The sequence below is a fragment of the Sodalis sp. RH15 genome, assembly GCF_047324255.1.
In the GTDB taxonomy this organism is placed as follows: Bacteria; Pseudomonadota; Gammaproteobacteria; order Enterobacterales; family Enterobacteriaceae; genus Acerihabitans; species Acerihabitans ligni.
Map to the genome: position 1 here is coordinate 4,812,045 of NZ_CP178738.1, position 22,861 is coordinate 4,834,905.

The following is a 22,861-nucleotide window of genomic DNA, read 5'->3' on the forward strand; positions in this document are numbered from 1 at the left end:
AAGGTTTATGTTTCACCTCGGTCGCATTACGCGAACCAGGTTCGTGGGCCACAGTAAGCGCGCCAGGCTCGTTCTGGGCTTAAGCGGTTTGCTGACGGTATGTCTGCCGGCCTTCGCGGCGCCAGACCATTATGCGCAAGAGCAGATGCGCTATATCGCCACCTATTTCCCCGGGCGCATGGCGGGAAGTCCGGCTGAATTGATGGCTGCGGAATACCTGCAGCGGCGCCTGGCGCAGATGGGTTATCAAAGCAATCTGCGTACCTTTAATACCCGATACCAATTTCATGGCAGCGACGGCAAGGCCGACTGGCGCAAGATTTCCGCCACCTCGGTGATTGCCGCCAAAGCCGGCGCCACCGGCGGCGAAATCTTGGTCATTGCCCATTCAGATACGTTTATGCCGCGCAGCGACGGCGATCTGAATAACAATCTTGGCGGATTGACCTTGCAGGGGGTGGACGATAATGCCTCCGGCGTCGGCGTCATGCTCGATCTGGCCCGGCGGCTCGGGCCGGTTCCCCTCGCGGTAGGGGTGCGTTTCGTGGCGCTCAGCGCCGGCGAACCCGAGACCCTGGGGGCCGAGGATTATCTGCAGCGGATGACGCCGCAGGAAAAGCGCAATACCCTGTTGGTGATTAATCTTGATAGCCTGATCGGCGGCGAAAAACTGCGGGTGGACTACAGTCCGGACAGCGGCGACAGCCGTCTGCTGGGGCTGGTGAAAGACCTGGGAACCCGGGCGCGCCAGGCGGGCATTCCGTTGATACTCAATACCGGCATCCGCGCCGCCGCCGAATGCAGCACCGACGCCCTGCCCTTCGCCAAAGCCGGCTTCGCGGTACTGGATGTCGGTTCGGGCATCGCCGGAAACCGATGCCGTGAACGCAACGTCAGCCGCAATTTCCCCCACGGCATGGTGCGTTACCAGAGTCCCCTCGATAATCTGACCTACCTGGATCGCCACCTCACCGGCCAAATGGGTAAACGCGCCCGGGATAGCTTGGCGCTGCTCGGACCGATGCTGGAAAGACTCACCGGGGCAGATAAGCCCAAGGGATAATCGCCGGCAACGGTGCGTGCTTCGCCCGCCGCCGGCTAACTTACACTTACCGGGGGATTATTTAGTCCCAATGGCGTTACCGGACCAGAAAGGCGCGCCCATGCCCGTTTTCACCTCGCCGCTCATCTTTGAGGCCTGCGGCTGAGCGGCGGCGGTCTTTTGGCTTGCGGTGACGACCGGCGCGGGTTTGGGCCGTTTGAAATCATCCATCATATTGCCGGTCCAGAACGGAGCAACGATCGGATCGGCGAAGACCACGTCTGAGAAAAGAATAGGTATAGCGATGAAAACGCCGGCGAGACAAAATTTTATGTTCATGATATAACCCGTCAGATTGAATGAATGTTAAACGATAATGGCCAACGTAGTGCGGCATGCCGGCATGGCGTCATTTATCCGTCTGGCCGCTAGCGTTAAAAATGAAGGTAATCCGGCGCGTTGAAAAGTTCGTCCAGGTAACAATTTTCTTTGAGGTTTTCTGATATTTTATTCAAAGACAGACTATTTAGTGGCGTTATTATTCCATTAAAGAAAAATAATCCCTTGTAATGTAAGTTCTGCGTAAAAATCATGAAGAAATTAAGGATTAAGTATGATTTGTGTCAGACTTGGCAAGGCGGATGAATGGGCGTTCTGTCGCATCACAAGATAAGATATTAAGAAAATCATGGGTTTTCAATAGATATTGCAGCACAGCTGGAAGCAGCGGGAAACAATCAGCAAATATAAGACCAGAAAAATTCATCTGCCTGTCACAAATAGGGCCGTTAGGCGGGGTTTGGGGGAAAAAGGATACGCAGATGCCGATTTTAACGATCGTACAATTATGAATAGCGACATATTAATTTACATGAGGTCATGATGAATGACCGGTAAAACCAAGGTACATAAAGATATATTTATTCTTAGATTTGTTTCAGTCAGTTATATTTAAACAAAGATTTATCATACTTCAGCATGCTGAATAATTAACCACCAAGGCTCTGCAATAATTTAAACCTATAAATAGATTAGCGGGATTTATTAATATACCCAAACTAATTCGAGTTGCAGGAAGGCGGCGACGCCGCGACAAATCTGCCGGGAACAGATTTGAACGCGATTCGTCGCGGCCCCGATAGGGGCAAGGCTCATGGATAAGCCGAGTATTGCCAACACACCTGCAACTTATCCCTTGAAAAGTCTGCACGGCAGGTTTTACCACGAACTCAGCCCTCGTGCAGGCCGCATTCCCGCTTCAGGCCGAAAAAGCGGGTTTCCTCTTCGCTCATACCCGGCTCCCATTTGCGCGTGGTGTGGGTATCCCCCACCGAAAGATAACCCTGTTCCCACAGCGGATGGTAATCCAGGCCATGCTGCTTCAGATACTGGTACACCTGGCGGTTATCCCAGTCGATAATCGGCAGCAGCTTGAATACGCCGCGCTGGATAGCCAGCACCGGCAGGCTGGCGCGGCTGCCGGACTGCTCCCGGCGCAGGCCGGCCAGCCAGCTTTGCGCCTGCAACTGGCTCAGCGCCCGGTTCATGGGCTCGACTTTATTGATTTGGTTATATTGCTCGATACCTTCCACCCCCTGCTCCCACAGCTTGCCGTAGCGGGCTTCCTGCCAGGCGGGGGACAGCTGTGCGCGAAAGACCTGCAGGTTAAGCTGCAATTTTTCGGTCAGGGCGTCGATAAACTGATAGGTTTCCGGGAACAAATAACCGGTATCGGTGAGGATCACCGGGATATTCGGCCGTTGTCGGGTGACCAGATGCAGACACACCGCCGCCTGGATGCCGAAACTGGACGACAGCACCACTTCCCCCGGCAGGTTGTCCAGCGCCCAGCCCACCCTCTGTTCGGCGGTCAGCGCCTCCAGCCGAAGGTTGATATCGGCCAGGGCCTCCGTCTGTTGCGCCTTATCCAGCGCGTTAAGGCTGTTCAGATTCAGTTCGGTCATAGAAACCCCCGGGTTAATCGTAGAAGTCGCGGGCCGGATCGATAACCGGCTTGACGATTCCGGCACGCAAGACAAAATCGCCAAAGGCTTCCTGCGGCTGGCGCTCGGCGGCCCAGCGGCCGGTCGTATCATCAATAATCTTTAAAATCTCGCTGTCGGTGATATTTTCCCGGTACATGCGCGGAATACGCACACCGCTGCGATCGCCGCCCAGATAGAGGTTATAGCGGCCGACGGCTTTGCCCACCAGGCCGATTTCCGCCAGCATGGAACGGCCGCAGCTGTTGGGACAGCCGGTCACCCTTAAAATGATCTCGTCGTTCGCCAGTCCGTGGGCCGACATGATCCCTTCCACTTGGGTCACGAACCCCGGCAGAAAACGCTCCGCTTCCGCCATGGCCAGCGGACAGGTCGGAAACGCCACGCAGGCCATTGAGGCCTTGCGCTGCGGGGTCACGTCGTCATTGATCAGGCCGTATTGCCGCGCCAGCGCCTCGATTTTGGCTTTATCACGGGTCGCCACGCCGGCGACAATCAGGTTTTGGTTGGCGGTCAGCCGGAAATCCCCTTTATGGATACGGGCGATCTCCGCCATCCCGGTTTTGAGCAGTCGGTCCGGATAATCCAGTATACGGCCGTTTTCAATAAAGAGGGTAAGATGCCAGCGGTTTTCCACCCCTTTGACCCAGCCGAAACGATCGCCCCGTTCGGTAAAATGATAAGGGCGGATGGGTTCGAATTGAATGCCGGTGCGCCTTTCCACTTCCGCTTTAAACGCCTCAACCCCCACCCGTTCCAAGGTATATTTGGTGCGGGCATTTTTGCGATTGGAACGGTTGCCCCAGTCGCGCTGGACGCCCACCACCGCCTCGGCGAACGCCAGGGTGTGCTCCGCCGGAATGTAGCCGAATTCGCTGGCGGCGCGGGGATAGGTGGAGGTATCGCCATGGGTCATGGCCAGGCCGCCCCCCACCAGGACATTAAAGCCGACTAATTGCCCCTGTTCGCTAATGGCCACGAAGTTAAGATCGTGGGCATAGGCATCCACATCGTTCAGGGGCGGTACAACTACCGTGGTTTTGAACTTGCGCGGCAGATAAGCGGGCCCGAGAATCGGTTCGGAATCGGTGGTTTCGCTTTTTTCACCATCCAGCCAAACTTCGGCGTAGGCATGGGTTCTGGGCAGCAGATGCTCGGATATTTTTTTCGCCCATTCATAGGCTTGCTGATGCAGCACAGACTCCACCGGGTTGGCGCTGCACATCACGTTGCGGTTAACGTCGCCGGCGGTGGCGATGGAATCCAGTCCCAGCCGGTGCAGCATCTGATGCGCTTTCTTCAAATGGGGCTTAAGCACGCCGTGGAACTGAAAGGTCTGGCGGGTGGTGAGACGAATGCTGCCGTACAGGGTATCCGAGGCGGCGAACTCATCGATGGCCAGCCATTGCTTAGGGGTGATAATCCCCCCCGGCAGGCGGCAGCGCAGCATCATATTGATAAGCGGCTCCAGCTTCTGCTCAGCCCGTTCGGCGCGCAGATCGCGGTCATCCTGCTGATACATGCCGTGAAAGCGGATCAGCTGGAAATTATCGCTGGTAAATCCGCCGGTTAATGTGTCGTTAAGATCTTCGGCGATGGTACCGCGCAGAAAATTGCTCTGCCCTTTTATCCGCTCATTATCGGACAGGGGCGGGGAAGGTTTTTTTTCACTCATTAATAGACGTCCCGCTGATAACGGCGCTCAACGCGCAGTTCACTTAAAAATTCATCGGCCTGTTCAGTATCCATGCCGCCGTGTTCGGCCACCAGTTGCAGCAATGCCTGCTCGACGTCCTTTGCCATATGATTGGCGTCGCCGCAAACATAAATATGCGCGCCCTGCTGGAGCCAGCGCCAGACTTCCGCGCCTTGCTCACGCAACCGATCCTGGACATAAATTTTCTGGGCCTGATCCCGGGACCAGGCGAGATCTATCCGGGTGAGCAATCCCTCTTTTTTATAGCGTTGCCATTCCACCTGATACAGGAAATCATCGGTAAAATGCGGGTTGCCGAAAAACAGCCAGTTCTTGCCGGTGGCGCCATCCGCTTCCCGCTGCTGCATAAACGCGCGAAACGGGGCGATGCCGGTGCCGGGACCAATCATGATGACCGGCGTGTCGCCGCTCTCGGGCAGGCGGAAATTATCATTATGCTCGATAAAAACGCGCACCTGGCCATCTTCCGCCAGCCGATCCGCCAGGTATCCGGACGCTCCGCCGGCGCGGGCCCGTCCGTCCACCTCATAACGCACGGCGGCGACGGTAATGTGCACCTCGTCTTCCGTCTCGGCCTGTGACGACGCGATGGAATAGAGGCGCGGCGTCAGCGGTCTGAGCAAGCCCAGCAGCTGCTCCGGGGTCAGCTCCGCCGGCGCCTGCCGGACCATATCCACTATGGGTGTGGTCTGGGCATAGTGCTGCAGCGCGGCTTTATCGGCCGTAAGGGACAGCAATCCCTCATCACGGGCCAGGGCGGCGTATTTTTCCACGATGACGGTGGTATTCTGGGTCAGTTCAATATGGCCGCGCAGGGCCTCCGCCAGGGGCATCAGCGTGCCGTCCACCTGCACCGGCTGCTCGCCTTTGAGCCACAGCAGTTCCAACAGCTCATCCACCAGGGCCGGGTCATTTTCAAACCAGACGCCCAGCGCATCGCCCGGCTGATAACGCAGGCCGGAATCCCCCAGCGAAATTTCCAGGTGCCGGATATCTTTTACCGACCGGCGGCTGGTGATTTTTTGATTTACCGACAGCGTCGCCGCCAGCGGCTGCTCTTTGGTATAAGGCGTCGCATCCACTTGGTCCAGGGCGCCGCTCAGGGTCTGTTGCTGCCCCGCCGGGCTTTCCCGCGGGACCCGCTCTTTGAGCAGCGCTACGATATCCTTGCGCCAGGCTTCCGCCACGGCCTGATATTCCACATCGGCATCAACCCGGTCATGCAGCCGTTGCCCGCCGAGCTCCGCCAGGCGCTGATCAAAATCCTTGCCGATTTTGGCAAAATGCTCATATGAGGTATCCCCCAGACCGAATACGGCAAACTGGGTATCATCCAGGCGCGGCGCCTTTTTCGAAAACAGGTATTTATAGAGGGCTACCGCTTCTTCCGGCGGATCCCCCTCGCCCTGGGTGGAGGCGATAATCACCAGGAGCTTTTCCTGGGCGATATTCTTGAATCGATAGTCGCCGGCGTTCACCAGATTGACATCCAGCTGGGCGGCTATCAGGGCATCCCGCAGCTGTTCGGCCAGCCGCCGCGCATTGCCGGTTTGCGAGGCGGACAGCAACGTGACGGACTGGGCCTTGGGCTGGGCCGGCGCCGCGGCGGCTACCGCCGTGACCGGTTGCTGGACCTGCCCCCAAAAGTAACCGGATAGCCAGGCCATTTGCAAGGGTGAGAGGTCGCCGGTGGCGGCTTGCAAACGGGCCAATTGTTCCGGATCCAACGGGAGCAAAGAAGTGGGTGGAGCCTGAGTCGTCATTGCTGCTGAATTTCCTTATGCTTACCGGGTTAGCCGGGCATTTATTATGGGATCGTTAGAGTTTGTAAGGTTACCCAGTGTGATGCAATCTATAAAAGATGCGATGGCAATAATAAATAACCAAATAGCCTAAAGAGTAATTTCGGTTAAACTTATCGATTAAAGTAATAATCCCCTGTCCGCTCCGGCAAAAAGGGAGGGCGAAGTGGCCGCAAGCGACGAAAATCCAGGACATGCGCCGGGCAAAGCGGTAAAAGTGCGTTAGAATTGCGGCTAATTATTGCATGGCAAGATTTGCGGTATTTCTGTACCATGCAACGTTCGTTTTTTATAGAGGCCCCATCGTGGTAACCACGTTATTTAAAGATTTTACCTTTGAGGCGGCGCACCGTTTGCCCCATGTGCCCGACGGCCATAAATGCGGCCGCCTGCACGGGCATTCGTTTATGGTGCGAGTGGAAATTACCGGCCCGGTGGATCCCCATTCCGGCTGGGTAATGGATTTCGGTGAATTGAAGACCCTGTTCAGCCCGGTGCTGGAACAGCTGGATCACTATTATCTGAACGATATTCCCGGCCTTGAGAATCCCACCAGCGAAATCCTCGCCCGCTGGATTTGGCGCCAGCTGAAGCCGCGCTTGCCGTTGCTTAGCGCCATCATGGTGAAGGAAACCTGCACCGCCGGCTGTATTTACCGCGGTGAAGAGTAACCCCTTTACCTCGCTGCTTTATCCCAACGACAGCACCCATGGCGATAGGGAACACGCATTTCGTCATGGCTTGCGCGTCTGCGCCGGCGCAGCCATTTCCCTCGGCGCCAGGGGCGAAGCCGGCAGCTTGATAAAGTCGATGAAGGCTCTTAGCGCCGCGGGCATATGCGGCTTGCTGGGATAATAGAGATAAAATCCCGCAAAGGACTTGCACCAGCTCTCCAGCACCTGGATAAGCTCCCCGCTCTTTATGCGGGCCGCCACGAAGCTTTCGGGAAGGAATGCCAGCCCCGTGCCTTGCAGCGCCGCCGTCAGCAGCAGGTCCGTGTCGTTGGCGGTCACCACGCTATCCACATCGACGTCGATAGACTCGCCGTGACCTTCAAAGTGCCAGCGATACAAAGCGCCGGTTTCACTCCACAATAGGCGCGCTGGAGGGATTCGAGGCGACGACGCCGTCCGCGCCGTTAATGTTCAAGGACGTCACCATCCAGGGTATCGGCACCGGCCATCGCCGTGGGCTGGAAGACCTGGTGAGAGCCGTCGACGGGACCGGGCTGAAGCCAGTCATCGATAAGTGTTATCCCATGGCCTATCTGTCCGCGGCGCTGGAGCATCTCGACCGGGGCGCTTTCGGCAAGATAGTGATTGAGATGCCGTAAAAATTTAAAACATTACGCACGCCATGAATCAGGCAATATTCAAATATTTATGGGTTTGCATGGATAAGCGCCAGTTGCGGGCGATACAGGTTTCGATGCACAGCCGGGTGGCGGCTTCTTGTTGACTCACCGGCTGCAGGGCGATAATGCGCGGCTTGTCATCATCCAGCGTGGCCAGCAGCGCTTCCAGCTGTTCAATATCACGCTCTCGCGCCACCGGATGCTTGATTTCATCGGCACGCTGCAGCGCCTGCGGCAGGATCTCCAGCCCGCCGCGCATCCCCACTTTCGGCGATACCGTCACCCAGGTCTGGCTGGTGCAGCGCACTTCATGGGTGCCGCTGGTTTCAATCTGGCAGCTGTAACCCTGCTGCTCCAGCATCTGGGTCAGCGCAAAGAGATCGTGCAGGCAGGGTTCGCCGCCGGTTATCACCACATGACGGGCGGTATAGCCCTGTTGCGTGATAATCTCCAGCATCTCCTCCGTCGATACCAGGGCCCATTTCGCGCTGTCCGCGGTTTTCAGCGGGATATCCCCCACCGGCACTTCCTCGAGGGGATCTTGTTGCCAGGTGTGTTTGGTATCGCACCAGCTGCAGCCCACCGGGCAGCCTTGCAGACGGATAAAAATCGCGGGCACGCCGGTGAAGTAGCCTTCACCTTGGAGGGTCTGAAACAGTTCGTTGAGCGGGTACTGCATGTTTTTCTCGATTGATGTCACATCAAATAGGGCGCTGATTATTACAGATTAGGCGGCTTAGGCCAAACCCGCGATAATTTCCGGCATAAAGCGCGACATCCGGCGGGTAAAATCTTACCGCGCCTCACCGGCGGGTCCGAAATTGTGGCGGGCAGAGTAACACTAATCCATAACGGACGGTATCGCGTTAATTGCAAAGCGGCGGTTAAGGGAGGTAGAGCGGTGGTAAGTAAGAGGGATGATGAAAATTCTAAAAGAATGTGGCGCAGACGACAAACAAAAATGCACGGAGTCAACAAGGCGGGACTGGATGCGGGTATTCACGGCGTGCTTACGATAGAGCATCCTGTCCCGACCGGGCACTATGCCAGTAGGCTCAAAAGCCCCACCACAATGGGGCTTTGACTACCGGCACCAAGATTTTACGCCTGGCCTTTCACTTCTTTCAGACCGTTGAAAGGAGCGCGTGAACCCAACGCTTCTTCGATACGGATCAGTTGGTTGTATTTAGCGACGCGATCGGAACGGCTCATGGAACCGGTCTTGATCTGGCCGGCCGCGGTGCCTACTGCCAGGTCGGCAATGGTGGCATCTTCGGTTTCGCCGGAACGGTGGGAGATGATGGTGGTGTAACCGGCATCTTTCGCCATCTTGATGGCGGCCAGGGTTTCAGTCAAAGAACCGATCTGGTTGAATTTGATCAGGATGGAGTTGGCAATGCCTTTTTCAATACCTTCTTTCAGGATCTTGGTATTGGTTACAAACAGGTCGTCGCCCACCAGCTGGATTTTGTCGCCCAGCACTTTGGTCTGGTAAGCAAAACCGTCCCAATCGGATTCATCAAGGCCGTCTTCGATGGACTTGATGGGATAGGTATGGGTCAGGCCTTCCAGATAATGGGTAAATTCTTCAGAAGTGAAGGTTTTGCCTTCGCCCTTCAGCTCATATTTACCGGTTTCTTTGTTATAGAATTCAGACGCGGCGCAGTCCATGGCCAGGGTGATATCTTTACCCAGCACATAACCGGCTTTCTCAACGGCTTCCTTGATGGCGGCCAGGGCGGCGGAGTTGGATTCCAGGTTCGGCGCATAGCCGCCTTCGTCACCCACCGCGGTGTTCAGACCTTTGGACTTCAGGACTTTGGCCAGGTTATGGAAAACTTCGGAACCCATACGGATGGCTTCTTTAACGGTCTTCGCGCCTACCGGCTGAATCATGAATTCCTGGATGTCGACGTTGTTGTCGGCATGTTCGCCGCCGTTGATGATGTTCATCATCGGCAACGGCATGGAGAATTTGCCCGGGGTGCCGTTCAGTTCGGCGATATGTTCGTACAGCGGAATGCCCTTGGACGCGGCGGCAGCCTTGGCGGCGGCCAGTGATACGGCCAGAATGGCATTGGCGCCGAATTTGGATTTGTTTTCAGTGCCGTCGAGATCGATCATGATCTTGTCGAGAGCGGCCTGATCTTTAGCGTCTTTACCCAGCAGGGCTTCGGCAATCGGGCCGTTAACAGCGCCAACCGCTTTGGTCACGCCTTTACCCAGGAAACGGGATTTGTCGCCGTCACGCAGTTCAAGCGCTTCGCGTGAACCGGTGGAAGCGCCTGACGGCGCAGCGGCCAAACCAACAAAACCACCTTCCAGATGCACTTCTGCTTCAACAGTCGGATTTCCGCGTGAGTCGATGATTTCACGGCCGATGATTTTTACAATTTTGGACATTAGTATTTCCTCAGTACAAGTTAAAACAAAATTCTGGACGAACCCCGCGCGCCGGGGTACGGCACGCCGATCATACGTCGTTTTTATTTCATTTGACGCTTTTGAAACTCGCCGGCAGCCTTCACAAAGCCCGTAAACAGCGGATGACCGTCGCGGGGCGTCGAGGTGAACTCCGGATGGAACTGGCAGGCCACGAACCACGGGTGATCCGGGTATTCAATCATTTCCACCAGTTGGTTATCCCCCGACAGACCGGCAACGCGCATGCCGGCGGCTTCAATGGGCTTAAGCAGCATATTATTGACTTCATAGCGATGACGGTGGCGTTCAACGATGGTCGGTTCGCCGTACATCGCCCGCACCAGGCTGCCTTCGGTAAGCTGGCAGGCCTGGCTGCCCAGACGCATGGTGCCGCCTAAATCGCTTTGTTCGCTGCGGACTTCAACGTTGCCGTTTTCATCGCGCCATTCAGTGATCAAGGCCACCACCGGGTACTTACAGTCTGGCACAAATTCAGTTGAGTTCGCATTTTCCATGCCCACCACGTGGCGGGCGAATTCGATTAACGCTACCTGCAGCCCTAAACAGATGCCGAGGTAAGGAATCTTCTTTTCGCGGGCATACTGCGCGGTGAGGATTTTGCCTTCCACCCCGCGATAGCCGAAACCACCCGGGATCAATATGGCATCGAGATTTTTCAGGATTTCCACGCCGCGGGTTTCAACGTCCTGCGAATCGATAAGCTTGATGTTTACCGTCAAACGGTTTTTCAGGCCGGCATGCTTCAGTGCTTCGATAACCGACTTGTAGGCGTCCGGCAGCTCGACATATTTGCCCACCATGCCGATGGTGACTTCGCCGCCCGGATTGGCTTCCTGGTAAACCACCTGTTCCCATTCAGACAGGTCCGCTTCCGGACAGTTCAAGCTGAATCGTTTACAAATATAATCGTCCAGGCCCTGTGATTTCAAGAGGGCCGGGATTTTATAAATGGAATCAACGTCTTTAAGGGATATAACTGCTTTTTCCGGCACATTGCAGAATAAAGCAATTTTTGCCCGCTCGTTATTGGGCACCGAACGATCGGAACGGCAGATCAGCACATCGGGCTGGATACCGATGGAGAGGAGCTCTTTCACCGAATGCTGGGTGGGCTTGGTTTTCACCTCGCCGGAAGCCGCCATATAGGGCACCAGGGTCAGGTGCATGTAGATGGTGTGCTCGCGTCCCACATCCACCGCCATCTGGCGGATGGCTTCCAGGAACGGCAGGGATTCGATATCCCCCACCGTGCCGCCGATTTCCACCAGCACCACGTCGTGGCCTTCGCCGCCTTCAATGATGCGTTCCTTGATGGCGTTGGTGATATGGGGGATAACCTGGATGGTGGCGCCGAGATAGTCGCCGCGGCGCTCTTTGCGCAGCACGTCGGAGTAGATGCGGCCGGTGGTGAAGTTGTTGCGCCGCGACATTTTGGTGCGGATGAAGCGCTCATAATGTCCCAGGTCCAAGTCGGTTTCCGCCCCGTCTTCGGTAACGAAAACCTCGCCGTGCTGGATAGGACTCATGGTGCCGGGATCCACATTGATATAAGGGTCCAGCTTCATGATGGTAACATTGAGTCCCCGGGCTTCGAGAATAGCCGCCAGGGAGGCCGCGGCAATACCTTTACCCAATGAGGACACAACCCCGCCGGTTACAAAAATATAATTAGTTGTCATGCTGAACCTGAGAATTAGGGTGTAAAGACGGAATAACCAAGACGGGAAAACAGTATACCTGAAGCGCTAATCGGCCACAAACGTTCGTTTTGCTAAATGCGACGCCGGCACGGCAGTCACATGCCGGGTCGGGACAGGATGGCAGGGTAGCTATCAGTAAACCCGCCGTAAATCCATCCATGGCGCGGACGGTTTACTCCTCTATCATCCTGTCCCCCCTATTGACGCCGGGTACGTACGTCAGCTGTCTGCGAAGAACCCGTTGTTAGCCGGCGCATTCCTGCTTTTTCACCTGCTGCCAGGCGGCTTCCATCTGGGTGAGGGAAGCCTGCTGCAGCGTCAGGCCCTGGGCGAGGATAATGGCTTCCACCTGGCGGAAGCGCCGTTCGAACTTGCGGTTGGCCTTTTGCAGGGCGGTTTCGGCTTTTTTACCCAAATGGCGGACAAGGTTTACCGTGGCGAACAGCAAATCGCCAAGCTCCTCCTCGAGTTTATCCTCATCCACCACCGCCTGGCGGGCTTCGTACATTACTTCCTCGATCTCTTCATGGACCTTGTCCACCACCGGGCCGAGGGAGGTCCAGTCAAAGCCTACCGCCGCGCAGCGCTGCTGGATTTTTTGCGCTTTCATCAGCGCCGGCAGGTTATCGGGAATATCGTCCATAGGCGACGTCCTGGCCTTTTCCGCCCGCTCCTGCGCCTTGAGGTTTTCCCACTGTCCCGGCCGGGCCGCTGAAATCTTGCCGTCGGCGTCCGGGAAAACGTGGGGATGGCGGTGCTCAAGCTTATCGCTGATGGCATCGCAGATATCGTCGAAATCAAACAAACCTTGTTCCCGCGCCAGCTCGGCGTAAAACACCACCTGAAACAGCAAATCCCCCAGTTCGCTGCGCAAATCGTCATAATCGCCCCGGGCAATGGCGTCCAGCACTTCATAGGTCTCTTCGAGAGTGTAAGGGGCCAGGGTATCGAAGGTCTGCCGCCGATCCCAGGGACAGCCGCCCCGCGGATCGCGCAGGCGGGTCATGATGCCCAGCAGCCGCTGCTGGGATGAAGAGGCGTTGACGATATCGGACATGTTATTCCCCGTGCAATCTGCGGGCGTCGATAACGTCCGGCAGCTGGTTCAGCTTGGACAGTACGCGCCCCAGCACCTGTAAATTATAAATTTCGATATCCATATCGATGGTGGCCAACTGCTGTTTGACGTCGCTGCGGCTGGCGACGCCCAGCACATTGACCTTTTCATTGGCCAGGATGGTGGTGATATCGCGCAGCAGGCCGCTGCGATCGTTGGCCACTACCCGCACCACCAGCGAATAGCCGCTGGAGTAGCTTTCCCCCCAGACCGCGTCGACAATGCGCTCCGGCGCGTTGGCCTGCAGGTCCGCCAACTGTTCGCAATCGGCGCGGTGAATGGAAATGCCGCGGCCGCGGGTGATAAAACCGATAATATCATCGCCGGGAATCGGCTGGCAGCAGCGGGCGATATGGTGCAGCAAGTTGCCCACCCCTTCCACCACTACCCGTCCGTTGTCCTTGGAGCGCGGCACCGCCGTGGCCTTGGGCGTCGTCAGCTGCTTGAGGGCCTCCCGATCCTGCTCTTCTGCGCTGGGCTGGTTGAGCTTGCCCTGAAGATAGTTGACCATCTGGTTGATGCGCACGTCCCCGCCGCCGATGGAGGCCAGCAGTTCATCCAGCGAGTTGACGTTATAGCGCGGCAACAGCAGCTTTTCCGCTTCCTTGATGCCGATGCCCAGATGCTCCAGCTCATCGTCCAGCAGCTGGCGGCCGGCCAGGATATTTTTGTCCCGATCCTGTTTGCGGAACCAGTTATGGATCTTCGAACGTCCCCGGCTGGTGGTGACATAGCCCAGGTTCGGATTCAGCCAGTCGCGGCTGGGATTGGGATGCTTCTGGGTGATGATTTCCACCTGATCGCCCATGCGCAGCTGATAGGTGAACGGCACGATGCGCCCGCTGATTTTGGCGCCGATGCAGCGGTGGCCCACATCGCTGTGGATATGGTAGGCAAAATCCAGCGGCGTGGAGCCGGCGGGCAGATCCACCACGTCCCCTTTGGGGGTGAAGACATAGACCCGGTCGTCGAACACCTGGCTGCGCACTTCGTCCAGTATCTCGCCGGAATCCGCCATCTCCTCCTGCCAGGCCAGCAGCTTACGCAGCCAGGCGATGCGCTCTTCATAGCCGGAACGCACGCCGGTGGTGACGGTGCCCTCTTTGTATTTCCAGTGCGCGGCCACGCCCAGCTCCGCGTCCTCATGCATCTGCCGGGTGCGGATCTGGATTTCCAGCGTTTTGCCGCGCGGTCCCAGCACCACGGTATGAATGGATTGGTAGCCGTTGGGTTTGGGGTTGGCCACATAGTCGTCGAATTCGTCGGGCAGATGGCGAAAATGAGTGTGGACGATACCCAGGGCGGCGTAGCAATCCTGCAGCCGCTCCACCACCACCCGCACCGCGCGCACGTCGAACAGCTCATCGAATTCCAGCGACTTTTTCTGCATTTTGCGCCAGATGCTGTAGATGTGCTTCGGCCGGCCGTAGATGTCGGCCTTGATGCCCTCTTCCTTCATGGCGCTGCGCAGCGAGGCGACGAAGTCCTCGATATACTGTTCGCGGTCTATACGGCGTTCATGCAGCAGCTTGGCGATGCGTTTGTATTCGTCGGGATGCAGATAGCGGAAGCAGAAGTCTTCCAGCTCCCATTTCAGTTGGCCGATGCCCAGGCGGTTGGCCAGGGGGGCGTAGATATTGGAGCTCTCTTTGGCCGCCAGCACCCGTTCGTCTTCCGGCGCGTCCTTCAACTCCCGCAGATGGGCAATACGCTCCGCCAGCTTGATGACCACGCAGCGGAAATCCTCGACGATGGCCAGCAGCATGCGCCGGACATTATCCACCTGCTCCGGCGCCATGGAGTCGTTATGGGTGGCTTTGAGCTGGCGGATGGCGTCCATATCCCGCACGCCGTGCACCAAATCGACGATTTTTTTGCCGAACTGCTCCTCCAGCACCGACTCCGCCACCACGTTGTCGTCCGCCAGGGGGAACAACAGCGCCGCGCACAGGCTGTCGCTGTCCATGCTGAGCATGGAGAGGATTTCCACCATTTCGATTCCGCGCCATAACAACAGCGGGGCGTCGGGATGGTCTTTGCACTGCTGTTCGCAATAACGCCAGGTTTCGGCCAGCCGCTCACTTGATTGCGGGTTGGAAAGACCCAGACTGGCTACCCAGTCTTCCGGGACAAACTCGCCCGCCGTATTCAAATGCGCACTTCTTACCGCAACCATATCTTCTCCCTACTTTGCGAAGCCGTCTGTATCTTTGATAAATAACGCCATCGACTCAAGATGTCCGCTATGCGGAAACATATCCAGCATAGCCACGCGCGCCAGGGTATAACCCGACGCCAACAACGCTTTGCCGTCCCGTGCAAGCGTTGCGGGGTTACAAGAAACATAGACAATGCGCCGGGGCGACCAGCCGGCTATCAGCGGCATGACCACCGGCGCACCGGCACGGGCCGGGTCCAATACTATTTTATCAAATTTCCGGCGGGCCCAGGGCTGTTTTGCCACCTCGCCTTCCAGATTTTCATGGTAGAAAGTGACGTTGTTCACTAAATTCTGTTGTGCATTATATTGCCCATTCGTCACCAGCGCCGCAACCCCTTCGACACCGACCGCCTGCCCGCAGCGCTTGGCCAGCGGCAGGGTGAAATTACCCATGCCGCAAAACAGATCCAGTACGCTCTCCCCGGCCTGAGGCTCCAGCCATGCCAGCGCCATGGCGACCATTTTCCGGTTTACCTCGTCGTTTACCTGTATAAAATCCCGCGGACTGAACCGCAGGGACAAACCGTCGATATGATAAACCGGCGGCGCGCCCCGCAGGCATTCCAGGGAGTCGCCGTCGGCGGCCAGCCACATCATGGCCTGATGATGCTCGGCAAACTCCTCCAGCCGGCGCCGGTCATCGCCGCCAAGCGCGTCCAGATGCCGCAACACCACCAGCGGCCCGTTATCCGCCAGCACCAGTTCCACATGTCCCAAACGCTTTACCCCGTCCAGCGTCTGCAAGCAGCGTTTCAGCGGCGCCAGCAACGCTTCCAGTGCGGGTTGCAGTATAGGGCAAGCCCGGATATCCACCACTTCGCTGGATTTTGCCTGGCGATAACCCATGGCCAGTTGGCGGGATTTCTGCCGGTAATCCAGCGCCAGGCGGGCGCGGCGCCGGTAGCCGTAAGGGGCGCCCCCCAATACTTCCGCCGCCGGGATCGGCGCGCCGGTTTCCCGCGCCAGTAAATTCTCCAGGGCCGCCGCCTTGCTCCGCTGCTGCAAAGCCTGGGCGGCATGTTGCTGCTGGCAGCCGCCGCAGACGGTGAAATGCGGACAGCGCGGGGCCACCCGCTCCGCGCTGTCATTATCCCGGCGAATCACCCGCGCCCGGCCAAACTGGCGCCGGTCTTCGGTCATGCGCACCTCGGCCCGTTCGCCGGGCAGCAGTCCGGGAATAAAGAGTGTTTTCCCCTCGTGGCGCGCCACGCCCTGGCCGAAGGCGTCCAGTTCGTGACAGGTAACGCTGAGGGTTTGCTGTGTCGCCACGCGACGGTTTGCAGAGTAGAATTGCGCCATAATTGCTGGTAAGGGATTTCCCGGATAGCCGATACGTCATTCTCCCATATTGGAACGCTATGACCAACTACAGCTTGCGCGCGCGGATGATGATCCTGATCCTGGCGCCGACATTATTGATAGGTCTGCTGCTAAGCGCTTTTTTTGTTGTGCACCGCTATAACGAACTGCAAAACCAGTTGGTGGAAGCCGGGGCGAGCATTATCGAGCCGCTGGCGGCGTCCAGCGCCAACGGCATGGCTTTGCATAACCGGGATGCCGTGCGCCATTTGATTGACATGCTGCACCGCCACCATTCCGATATTGTGCGCTCCATCAGCGTCTTCGACGCCGATAATGCGTTATTCGCCAGCTCGAACTATCATCACAATCTCGGTCAGCTACAGCTGCCGCCGGGAGCCCGTTTACCCGGCGAACTGACGCTGAACAGGCAAGACGGCGTGCTGGTGATGCGGGCGCCCATCCTCGCCGGGGAAGACCTGCCCGACAGCGCCGATCGAGCCGCCGGACAGGCGCCGCCCCTGGGCTACATCGCCATCGAGCTGGATTTGGATTCGGTGCGCCTGCAGCAGTACAAAGAAGCCTTCGTTTCCACCCTGCTACTGCTGCTCTGCCTGTGTATCGCCATGCTGTTCGCCTATCGCCTGATGCGGGACGTTACCGGCCCGATCCGCAATATGGTCAGTACCGTCGATCGCATCCGGCGCGGCCAGCTTGATAGCCGGGTGGAGGGTTATATGCTGGGGGAACTGGATATGCTGAAAAACGGCATCAACTCCATGGCCATGTCCCTGGCGGCGTACCATGAAGAGATGCAGCAGAACATTGATCAGGCCACCTCGGATCTGCGCGAGACCCTGGAACAAATGGAAATTCAGAACGTGGAGCTTGATTTGGCCAAAAAGCGCGCCCAGGAAGCGGTGCGCATCAAGTCCGAGTTTTTGGCCAATATGTCCCATGAACTGCGCACACCGCTGAACGGGGTGATAGGTTTCACCCGCCAAACGCTAAAAACCCCCTTGTCCCCCACCCAGCGGGATTATCTGCAAACCATTGAACGTTCGGGCAATAATTTGCTCAGTATCATCAACGATGTGCTGGATTTTTCCAAGCTGGAGGCCGGCAAGCTTATCCTGGAAGCCATACCGTTCGCACTGCGGGCCACCCTTGACGAGGTCGTGGTCCTGCTGGCGCAGACCGCCCATGAAAAAGGGCTGGAAATCACCCTTAACGTACAGCGGGACGTGCCGGATCAGGTTATCGGCGACCCGCTGCGCCTGCAACAGGTGGTGACCAATCTGCTGGGCAACGCCATCAAGTTCACCGAGCGGGGCAATATTGACCTGCGCATTGAGCAGCACGGCGCGGATAACCGGCAAATGGAGCTGGAGGTGCAGATACACGATACCGGCATCGGCATCTCAGAGCGGCAGCAGTCGCAGCTGTTCCAGGCGTTTCGCCAGGCGGACGCCAGCATCACCCGCCGGCACGGCGGTACGGGGCTTGGGCTGGTCATCACCCAAAAGCTGATTAAGGAAATGGGCGGCGACATCGGTTTTCACAGCGAAATCAACCGCGGTTCATCGTTCTGGTTTCATATTCCCCTGCAGCTCACGCATCCGGGCCGGCCTCACTCCGGGGATTTTGAACATCTGCGGGATAAGCGGCTGGCGTATGTGGAAGCCAATCCCGCCGCCGCCCAGGCGACGTTGGATATGCTGAGCGTCACTCCGCTGAATATCAGTTTCAGCCCGGTCCTGGCGCAGTTGCCGGCGGGGCACTACGATGTGTTGCTTATCGGCAAACCGGTAGCCCAGCGGACGCCGTTGATTGATATCAAACGTGAACTGGCGGAGGCCGCGCTCCTGGCGGACTGCATTATCCTGGCGCTGCCCAGCCAATCCATGGTGGAGGCGGAACAGATTAAGCGCATGGGCGCCTACGCCTGCCTGGCGAAACCGGTTTCAGCCAATCGCTTTTTGCCGTTATTGTGGAAAGAATCCCGTCCGGCGGCGGCGCGGATAAAACCGCCTTCCCCTTCCCGTCTCTCCCTGCGGGTGATGGCGGTGGACGACAACCCGGCCAATCTCAAGCTTATCGGCGCGTTGCTGGAGGAGCAGGTGGAGCGGACGGTGTTGTGCGGCAGCGCCCGGGAGGCGCTGGCCTATGCCGAACTGCATCCGCTGGATATTGTGCTGATGGATATACAGATGCCGGAGATAGACGGCCTGCGGGCGGCTGAACTGCTGCGGGGGCTGCCGCTGCACGGACGTACCCCAGTAGTTGCGGTAACGGCGCATACGCTGGGCAATGAGCGGGCGGATCTGCTAGAGGCCGGCATGGACGATTATCTCGCCAAACCCATTGATGAGAGCATGCTGCAGCAACTGCTGGCACGTTATTCTTCGCACCCCGCCCCTGCGGCGGCGCCTTTCTCCCCGGCCGGCGCGGCGCCTGGTCATGAGGCATCGGAGTCGGTTCAGCCGTCGGTGTCTCCCCGTGCGCCATCAACGCAACCGGCGGTGCCGGAGGCGGGGGGGCAGCAGGATATTACTCTGGATTGGCAGTTGGCCTTGCGTCAGGCGGCCAACAAAACCGATCTTGCCCAGGATTTGCTGGCTATGCTGGTAACTTTTCTGCCGGAGGTGAAGCAGCGGGTGGAGGCGCTGGTGGACGGCGGGGAGGATAAGGATATTTGTGCGTTGATCCATAAACTGCACGGCAGTTGCAGCTACAGCGGGGTTCCCCGGCTCAAGCAGCTTTGCGCCGGTATCGAACGGCAGTTGCGCGGTGGGGTGCCGGCGGCGGCGCTGGAGCCGGAATGGTTGGAGATGCTGGATGAGATCGAGAACGTGACGCTGGCGTCGGAGCCGTTTATCGCGGAGTAACCGGCGAAAAACGCGCTCGAATTCAACGAGGAGGGGCAGGATGCTGGAAGAGTAAACCGTCCGCGCCAGGACGGCGCGGATCGAGCCTCCAGGGATGGATTCACGGCGGGTTTACGATCCAGCATCCTGTCCCGACCGGGCATGGTTCAAGGTAAGGTTTTGGCGGGCTTACCGCGCTGCCGGGCGCTCTGTCGGGCAGGAAAACCATGCCCGATTCGACCCCATAAGAACGGTTTCCCTTTAACGCGTTTGGTTTGACCACGATGATGACGGGCCTGGCATTTCAGGGAAACAGCATCGCCAGTTTAACGGTGGCGGCGATATTGCGGGCGGTCATGCGCACGTTTTCCGCCGCGTTGTCCAGCGCTTCCTCCAGGGTGCATATCTGATAAATCACGCTGAATACCGCATCCAGGCCGTGCTCATGCACTACCGCCACATCGGCGGTGAGGCTGCCGGCGATGCCGATTACCGGTTTGTTATAACGCTTCGCCACCCGCGCCACGCCGATGGGCACCTTGCCGTGTATGGTCTGGCTGTCAATGCGTCCTTCGCCCGTGATAACCAGCGTGGCGTCCCGCACCAGCGCATCCAGCCCCAGGGCTTCGGTGACGATTTCAATACCCTGGCGCAGTTCGGCGCCGCAAAATGCTTGTAGACCCGCTCCCATGCCGCCGGCAGCGCCGGCGCCGGGAATATGTTCGACGTCTTTATCCAGATCCCGTTTAATAATCCTGGCATAGTTCTTCAGCGATGCATCCAACACCTTTATCATATCCGGCGTTGCCCCTTTTTGCGGGCCGAACACGGCGGTTGCGCCATCGTCGCCGGTGAGGGGGCTGGTGACATCACAGGCCACCTCGAAACGGCAGTCGCGGATACGAGGATCCAGGGCGCTGATATCGATGCGCGACAGCTTATCAAGCTCGCCGCCGCCATAGCCGATTTGTTTGCCCTCGGCGTCCAGCAGTCCGCCGCCCAGAGCCTGCACCATACCGGCGCCGCCGTCATTGGTGGCGCTGCCGCCGATACCGATAATACAATGTTTGACACCGTGATCCAGAGCGCAACGGATCAGCTCGCCGGTGCCGTACGAGGTGGTTAACAGCGGATTACGATCACAGGCGCGCACCAATTCCAGTCCGCTGGCGGCAGCCATCTCTATAAACGCACTTTTTTTATCACCGGACAGGCCGAAAAAGCCGTCTACCTTTTCCCCCAGCGGTCCGGTGACCCGCACCTTGACAATTTCCCCCCCGGTGGCCGCCACCATCGCTTCCACGGTTCCCTCGCCGCCGTCCGCCACCGGCAATTTGACGTAGTGGGCATCGGGAAACACTTCGCGAAATCCCTTTTCAATCTGCGTCGCGACTTCCAACGCGGACAAGCTCTCTTTATACGAATCCGGTGCGATTACTATTTTCATAGACTACCTGCGCCTGTTGAACTGGGGCCGACGAAATGACTTTTTCGCCGCCTGATGGGGCGCCTCTCGGCGCCCGACCAACTTACTGCCGTTTAACTTCAACCTTGGCCAGTTTTTCATAATAACAAGCCAATGCGCTGTGATCCGCCGTGCCCAGATCGTCCTGCTTCAACGCCTGCATCATCTCCATTACCGCTGCGGTCAAGGGTAATTGCGCGCCCACGCCGTGGGAGGTATCCAATGCGTTGGCCAGATCCTTGATATGCAAATCGATACGGAATCCCGGTTTGAAATTGCGGTTCAGCACCATCGGCGCCTTGGCTTCCAGCACCGTGCTGCCGGCCAGGCCGCCGCGAATGGCCTGGAAGACCTTTTCCGGATCCACGCCGGCTTTGGTGGCCAGCACCAGGGCTTCGGACATGGCGGCGATATTCAGCGCGACGATCACCTGATTCGCCAGCTTGGTGACGTTGCCCGCGCCGATATCACCGGTATGGACCACCGAGCCCGCCATGGCTTTCATCACGTCATAGTAGCTTTTGAAAACCGCTTCATCGCCGCCCACCATCACCGACAGCGTTCCGTCAATGGCTTTGGGTTCGCCGCCGCTTACCGGCGCATCCAGCATGGCGATATTTTTTTCCGCCAGGGCCGCGGCAATTTCGCGGCTGGCCAAAGGCGCGATGGAACTCATATCAATGACAACGCCGCCGGCCTTGAATCCTTCAATTACCCCGTTTTCACCCAGCACCACTTCTTTTACATGGGGGGAGTTCGGCAGCATGGTGATGATAACGTCGCTTTGTTCAGCGATGGCTTTCGGCGTGTCCGCCGAGCCGGCGCCGGCGGCAACCACTTCCGCCACAGCCTCTTTATTGCGATCCAGTACCACCAGATCATAGCCTGCTTTCAGCAGATTTTTACTCATGGGCTTGCCCATAATGCCCAGGCCGATAAATCCGATTTTCATGAAAATAACCTCTTAAATCATTAACTAAGGTTGGGGCGCGCCCGGCACGCCGCGGAAAATTATTTTTTAAATTTGTCGTACAGCGCCTGCGTACCGCCGCGAAAGACGCCTAAATCACTGCCCACCGCCACGAATCGCGCGCCCCATTCCAGGTAACGTCGGGCATCGGCTTCCGCCGGCGCCAGGATGCCGCTGGGTTTACCCAAGGCTTCGGCCCGGTCAAAAATATGGCGGATAACCCGCTGTACTTCCGGATGATTCGGTTGGCCGAGATATCCCAACGCCGCCGATAAATCCCCCGGACCGACAAAAATCCCGTCCACCCCGTCAACCGCGGTGATGGCGTCGATATTGTCAACGCCTTCCTGGCTTTCGATTTGAACCAGTACAGTGATGTTGTCGTTAATGGTGGAGAAATAGTCCGGTATGGTGCCGTAATTGTTGTTGCGATGGGCAACCGACACGCCGCGGATGCCCGCCGGGGGATAACGGGTAGAAGACACCGCACGTACCGCCTGTTCTTCGGTTTCAACGAACGGGATCAGGAAATTGTAAAATCCAATATCCAGCAGACGCTTGATAATCACCGGTTCATTGGTGGGGGGGCGGACGACCGGTGCGCTATGGCTTCCCTTCAGCGCCATCAGTTGGGGGATAAACGTCGTCACGTCATTGGGCGCATGTTCACCGTCCAATACCAGCCAGTCGAACCCCGCCAGACCAAGAACTTCTGTCGTGATCGGATTCGCCAGCGCGCACCAACAGCCAATCAGGGTGTCCCCCTGCAGCAGGCTCTGACGAAAACGGTTTGGCAGTAGTGGATTGTTCATAATTTACCTCTTAGCAAAGAAACAAAATGTGCTCGGGCCGCAGTCAA

Annotated in this window: 17 protein-coding genes and 1 pseudogene; 4 read left to right on the forward strand and 14 right to left on the reverse strand. The window is 57.7% G+C overall.

The window, feature by feature from the left end; all coding sequences use genetic code 11:
* Positions 1-7: 7 nt before the first annotated feature.
* Complete coding sequence (locus ACL2XO_RS21920; protein WP_203523822.1) at positions 8-1,063, forward strand: aminopeptidase; 1,056 nt, start codon at positions 8-10, stop codon at positions 1,061-1,063.
* A 57-nt stretch (positions 1,064-1,120) separates the two neighbouring features.
* On the opposite strand, the gene ACL2XO_RS21925 is transcribed toward ACL2XO_RS21920, so the two are convergent.
* The 4 genes from ACL2XO_RS21925 to cysJ all read right to left on the reverse strand — a co-directional run bounded on the left by ACL2XO_RS21925 (position 1,121) and on the right by cysJ (position 6,525).
* Positions 1,121-1,381 (reverse strand): hypothetical protein, encoded by a 261-nt coding sequence (locus ACL2XO_RS21925; RefSeq protein ID WP_413725430.1) that lies wholly within the window; start codon positions 1,379-1,381, stop codon positions 1,121-1,123.
* An 890-nt stretch (positions 1,382-2,271) separates the two neighbouring features.
* Positions 2,272-3,006 carry a phosphoadenylyl-sulfate reductase gene (locus ACL2XO_RS21930; RefSeq protein WP_413725431.1) on the reverse strand — a complete coding sequence of 245 codons (735 nt, stop codon included), beginning with the start codon at positions 3,004-3,006 and terminating at the stop codon, positions 2,272-2,274.
* 13 nt (positions 3,007-3,019) lie between these two features.
* Positions 3,020-4,720, reverse strand: coding sequence for an assimilatory sulfite reductase (NADPH) hemoprotein subunit (gene cysI / locus ACL2XO_RS21935; protein ID WP_132926136.1), 1,701 nt, complete (start codon positions 4,718-4,720; stop codon positions 3,020-3,022).
* Positions 4,720-6,525, reverse strand: a complete 1,806-nt coding sequence (cysJ, locus tag ACL2XO_RS21940; RefSeq protein WP_132926134.1) for an NADPH-dependent assimilatory sulfite reductase flavoprotein subunit — start codon at positions 6,523-6,525, stop codon at positions 4,720-4,722. Before cysJ ends, cysI begins: the two co-directional genes overlap by 1 nt.
* 341 nt (positions 6,526-6,866) lie before the next feature.
* Here cysJ and queD point away from each other — a divergent pair, with 341 nt between their 5' ends.
* Positions 6,867-7,235, forward strand: coding sequence for a 6-carboxytetrahydropterin synthase QueD (queD, locus tag ACL2XO_RS21945; RefSeq protein ID WP_165934302.1), 369 nt, complete (start codon positions 6,867-6,869; stop codon positions 7,233-7,235).
* A gap of 63 nt (positions 7,236-7,298) precedes the next feature.
* Here queD and ACL2XO_RS21950 read toward each other — a convergent pair whose 3' ends face one another.
* A complete protein-coding gene (locus ACL2XO_RS21950; protein WP_413741523.1) occupies positions 7,299-7,658 on the reverse strand; it encodes a LysR substrate-binding domain-containing protein in 360 nt (119 codons plus the stop codon).
* Between ACL2XO_RS21950 and ACL2XO_RS21955 the strand changes: the two are divergent.
* A pseudogene (locus tag ACL2XO_RS21955) lies at positions 7,652-7,897 on the forward strand (NAD(P)-dependent alcohol dehydrogenase); the annotation flags it as partial. The gene ACL2XO_RS21950 and the pseudogene ACL2XO_RS21955 sit on opposite strands and share 7 nt — an antisense overlap.
* A 28-nt stretch (positions 7,898-7,925) precedes the next feature.
* Here ACL2XO_RS21955 and queE read toward each other — a convergent pair.
* The 6 genes from queE to rlmD form a co-directional block, all read right to left on the reverse strand.
* Complete coding sequence (gene queE / locus ACL2XO_RS21960; RefSeq protein ID WP_132926129.1) at positions 7,926-8,597, reverse strand: 7-carboxy-7-deazaguanine synthase QueE; 672 nt, start codon at positions 8,595-8,597, stop codon at positions 7,926-7,928.
* Positions 8,598-9,019: 422 nt separating this feature from the next.
* The gene (gene eno / locus ACL2XO_RS21965; RefSeq protein WP_132926127.1) at positions 9,020-10,321 is read right to left on the reverse strand and encodes a phosphopyruvate hydratase; all 1,302 of its coding nucleotides are present in this window, start codon (positions 10,319-10,321) and stop codon (positions 9,020-9,022) included.
* Positions 10,322-10,404: 83 nt separating this feature from the next.
* Positions 10,405-12,042, reverse strand: coding sequence for a glutamine hydrolyzing CTP synthase (gene pyrG, locus ACL2XO_RS21970; protein WP_132926125.1), 1,638 nt, complete (start codon positions 12,040-12,042; stop codon positions 10,405-10,407).
* 265 nt (positions 12,043-12,307) lie between these two features.
* Positions 12,308-13,120 carry a nucleoside triphosphate pyrophosphohydrolase gene (gene mazG / locus ACL2XO_RS21975; protein WP_413741524.1) on the reverse strand — a complete coding sequence of 271 codons (813 nt, stop codon included), beginning with the start codon at positions 13,118-13,120 and terminating at the stop codon, positions 12,308-12,310.
* Between the two features lies 1 nt (position 13,121).
* Entirely contained in the window at positions 13,122-15,356 is a 2,235-nt protein-coding gene (gene relA, locus ACL2XO_RS21980; protein WP_132926122.1) for a GTP diphosphokinase, read from the reverse strand.
* A 9-nt stretch (positions 15,357-15,365) separates the two neighbouring features.
* The gene (gene rlmD / locus ACL2XO_RS21985; protein ID WP_132926120.1) at positions 15,366-16,700 is read right to left on the reverse strand and encodes a 23S rRNA (uracil(1939)-C(5))-methyltransferase RlmD; all 1,335 of its coding nucleotides are present in this window, start codon (positions 16,698-16,700) and stop codon (positions 15,366-15,368) included.
* 59 nt (positions 16,701-16,759) lie between these two features.
* Here rlmD and barA point away from each other — a divergent pair, with 59 nt between their 5' ends.
* Entirely contained in the window at positions 16,760-19,588 is a 2,829-nt protein-coding gene (barA, locus tag ACL2XO_RS21990; RefSeq protein WP_413741525.1) for a two-component sensor histidine kinase BarA, read from the forward strand.
* 283 nt (positions 19,589-19,871) lie between these two features.
* Here barA and ACL2XO_RS21995 read toward each other — a convergent pair whose 3' ends face one another.
* The 3 genes from ACL2XO_RS21995 to garL all read right to left on the reverse strand — a co-directional run bounded on the left by ACL2XO_RS21995 (position 19,872) and on the right by garL (position 22,814).
* Positions 19,872-21,014, reverse strand: a complete 1,143-nt coding sequence (locus ACL2XO_RS21995) for a glycerate kinase (RefSeq protein WP_413741526.1) — start codon at positions 21,012-21,014, stop codon at positions 19,872-19,874.
* Positions 21,015-21,096: 82 nt separating this feature from the next.
* Positions 21,097-21,984, reverse strand: coding sequence for a 2-hydroxy-3-oxopropionate reductase (gene garR / locus ACL2XO_RS22000; protein ID WP_413741527.1), 888 nt, complete (start codon positions 21,982-21,984; stop codon positions 21,097-21,099).
* 59 nt (positions 21,985-22,043) lie between these two features.
* Positions 22,044-22,814, reverse strand: a complete 771-nt coding sequence (gene garL / locus ACL2XO_RS22005) for a 2-dehydro-3-deoxyglucarate aldolase (RefSeq protein ID WP_413741528.1) — start codon at positions 22,812-22,814, stop codon at positions 22,044-22,046.
* Positions 22,815-22,861: the final 47 nt, after the last annotated feature.